The 3,057-nt window shown below is 72.7% G+C and carries 3 protein-coding genes and 1 pseudogene; all 4 read left to right on the forward strand.

Features of this window, described 5'->3' with window-relative positions:
- Positions 1 to 709: pseudogene (locus AB0J09_RS60695) on the forward strand (hypothetical protein); the annotation flags it as partial.
- Positions 696 to 905: a hypothetical protein gene (locus AB0J09_RS60700; RefSeq protein ID WP_360712997.1), complete on the forward strand. Its 210-nt coding sequence runs from the start codon at positions 696 to 698 to the stop codon at positions 903 to 905. The pseudogene AB0J09_RS60695 and the gene AB0J09_RS60700, both read left to right, overlap by 14 nt.
- 63 nt (positions 906 to 968) lie before the next feature.
- On the forward strand, positions 969 to 1,691 hold the full coding sequence (locus tag AB0J09_RS60705; protein WP_360713000.1) for a hypothetical protein: 723 nt from the start codon (positions 969 to 971) through the stop codon (positions 1,689 to 1,691).
- Positions 1,688 to 2,878 (forward strand): FAD-dependent oxidoreductase, encoded by a 1,191-nt coding sequence (locus tag AB0J09_RS60710; protein ID WP_360713003.1) that lies wholly within the window; start codon positions 1,688 to 1,690, stop codon positions 2,876 to 2,878. The genes AB0J09_RS60705 and AB0J09_RS60710 overlap by 4 nt, the downstream gene beginning before the upstream one ends.
- Positions 2,879 to 3,057 lie beyond the last annotated feature (179 nt).

The raw sequence follows: 3,057 nt of genomic DNA on the forward strand, positions 1-3,057 counted from the left end.
CCGCCCCCCCGGCACCGTGCGGCACGTGCCCGACTTAGTCGGCTCGGTGCTGTTGGCCAGCGCGGTCGCGGCTGGCGTGCTGGCCAACACGAGGGGTAGCGCCTGGGGCTGGCTTTCTCAGCGTCCGCCGGGCCGTGCGGCCGCGCTCGCGGTGCTGCTCGCGGGGTCGTTCGCGACCTCGTGGCGGCGTCGTACGGGCGCGATCGACCTGCGGCTACGGCGACGACGCGGTCTCCCGTGGACGGCGGGCGCGTCCTGCCTGTCAGGCTCGGCCTCGTTCGCCGTGCTCGCCATGGGGCCGCCTTATGTGGAGAAGGCCGGGCTGCTGACAGCCATGATCGCGGCGATTCCGGCGGCCGTGCCGGCCGCCCGCCGCGTCGGGCTCGTCGAGGCCGGCCACGGCGGAGGCCTCGCTCCGGGCGGAGGAGCGATGCTGGGTGGGGCGATCGGCGTGGTGGGCGCCATGGTGCTGATCGACCGGCCGTTCTTGGAGGTGCCCGTGTCCGGGCGTGCCTCCGTCCTGGTGGCCGTTCTCCTGGCCGCCGTCTTGCTCGCCGCCACGGCGCTGGTGCGGGTCGCCGGGGCGTCGGGCCGTGAGACCGAACCTGGATCTCAACGCACGGCGGAAGAGGGGCCGGCGAAACTCCGCCGGCCCCTCGCCGAACCACGTCAACCCGCGATGAACAGGAGCGATCATGCTCACGGATGAGCTGCGCAGGTCACAACCGCATGAATTCCACGCCCGCGGGGCAAGGCACGCGCCGCCGCCGTCCTGGGGCGAGGAGCAGGGCGACGCCCCACCGGCGGGATCGGCGCGCACCGTGCACCGGCTGCGCCGCATCCGGCAGGTGTCCGTGGAGGCCATTACCGAGATCGACCAGGCCCTGCGGCACCGCGCTTCCTGAACACCCACCCTTCCCGCACAGGAGGAGATCCCATATGCGCACCGTCCTCGCCCGGAGTATCCGGTGAGCCGCGGGAGGGTGGGCGTGATCGTGGCGCCCGCGAACCCCTCGGCGGAGCCTGAGCTGACCCGCCTGCTCGGGTCGCGCGCCGACATGCACGTCACGCGCTTCCCGGTACGGCCGGGATCCCTGGCCGAACGGCTGGAGAGCTACAACGAGGCCCTGCCCACCATGGTCTACGCGTTCGACGGCCTGCCGCTGAGCGCGATGGTCATGGCCTGCAGCGAGCCCCGCTACCTGCTCGGCCCCGACGAGGACCGCGACCAGTGCGCCGAGCTGACGGCCGCGACCGGGGTGCCGTTCGCCTCGGCCACGCAGGCCGCGCGCGAGGCGATGGACCACGCCGACGTGAGCGACATCGTGCTGGTCTCGCCGTACCAGCCGTGGCTGACGGAGCTGGCCGAGCGGTTCTGGAAGTCGGCCGGGCTGAACGTCACCCAGGTCGTCCAGGTACGCGCGAAGAACGGCTACTCCTCGTACGCGGTCACCCCGGCCGAGCTGATCAGCCAGATCGAGCTGGCGGAGCTGCCCGGGGACGCGGTGCTGCTGTTCACCGGCACCGGCATGGCCACGCTGCCCGTGCTCGGGCCGCTCAGCGCCGGCAACGACCGGATCCTGCTGACCTCCAACCTCTGCACGGCCTGGTGGGCTCTGTCCAGGGCCATCGGGCAACACGTGACGCTCGCGCGCGTGCCGCACCGCCGCTACATGGGAGGCGCCGCATGAACGGCGTCATCGTGGTGGGAGCGGGGCCCGCGGGGCTGACCGCCGCGCTGTCGCTGGCCAGAGCCGGGATCCCGGTCACCGTGCTGGAGCGCGAGAACGAGCTCAGCAAGCAGACCAGGGCCTGCACGTTCCATCCGGCCACGCTCGACCTGCTCGACGACCTCGGCGTGGCCTCCCAGCTCGTCGCCAAGGGCCGCGTCGTGGATCGCGTGCAGTGGCGCGACCGGTCCGGGATCGTGCTGGCCGAGATGGGCATGAACCGGCTCAACGGCCTGACCAGGCATCCATTCAGGATCCACGCCGACCAGGCCTCGCTGACCCCGCTGCTGCTCGCCGCCCTGAGTGCCTACCCGGACGTGGATGTGCGATTCGGCACCCGCGTGGACGGAGTGGCGGAAGGCGGCACAGGGATCCGGGTCCGCGTCGGCCACACCTGGACGCGGGCCCGGTACATGATCGCCGCCGACGGCGCGCACAGCACGGTGCGCGGCTCGCTGGGACTGCCGTTCCCCAGGTCCGCCTATCCGACGCAGGCGCTGCGGGTGTTCACCGACTCGCCGCTGGACCGGCTGCTGCCGAGCCTGGCGCCGCTGACTTACGTGCGGGACGTGCAGCAGTCGTGCACCCTGCTCGGTCTGCCCGACCACTGGCGGATCATCTTCAAGATCCCCTGCGACGCGCACGAGCCGCTGTCGCCTTCCAACCTGTCCCTGCTGGTCCGCCGGGCCCTGCCGGGGGCGAGCGGGCCGATCCACGTGACGGGCGCCGACCGGTTCGGGCTGTCCAGAGGCGTGCTGACGTCGTACCGGTGCGGCCGGGTGCTGTTCGTGGGCGACGCCGCGCACCTGACGTCCACGGTCGGCGGGCTCAACATGAACGCGGGCATCCACGACGCCGCCGAGGTGGGCCAGGTGATCGCGGCCGCGATCGGCGGCTTCGCCCCGCCGGCCGCGCTGGAGGCATGGGCCTGGCGGCGGCGCTCGGTGCTGCTGCAACGAGTGATCCCGCGCGGTGAGACCCGGCTCGTGGGCGTGCGGGAGCACGACAGTGCCAGGCTGGCGGCGGCCATGGCCGGGCTGCGGGCCATCGCGGGCGACCCGGACGCGACGCGCGCCTACCTGGCTCAGGCCTCGCTCCTGGACACCGTGCCAGGGAAGCTCCTGGACACCGTGCCCGGGAAGAGGTGACGACCCCCGTTTCCGCGTACTGACTGGAGGAGGTGTGACGCCGGATGTGGCGAACCCTGTCTGACGACGCTCGCCAGGCCATTCGCGACCTGTGCGACAAGCACGGAGCCCGCCTCTACGACTACTGCCGAACAGAGCTCGCCGCAGGCGACGCCGAGCAGGCGGTGGCCGGCGCGGCG

The organism is Nonomuraea sp. NPDC049784, assembly GCF_040659615.1.
Taxonomy (GTDB): domain Bacteria; phylum Actinomycetota; class Actinomycetes; order Streptosporangiales; family Streptosporangiaceae; genus Nonomuraea.

What these genes read in the sequence shown, in the direction of transcription:
- AB0J09_RS60700 (WP_360712997.1), top strand. Translation starts at nt 696, where the DNA reads ATGCTCACGGATGAGCTGCGCAGGTCACAACCGCATGAATTCCACGCC.
- AB0J09_RS60710 (WP_360713003.1), top strand. Translation starts at nt 1,688, where the DNA reads ATGAACGGCGTCATCGTGGTGGGAGCGGGGCCCGCGGGGCTGACCGCC.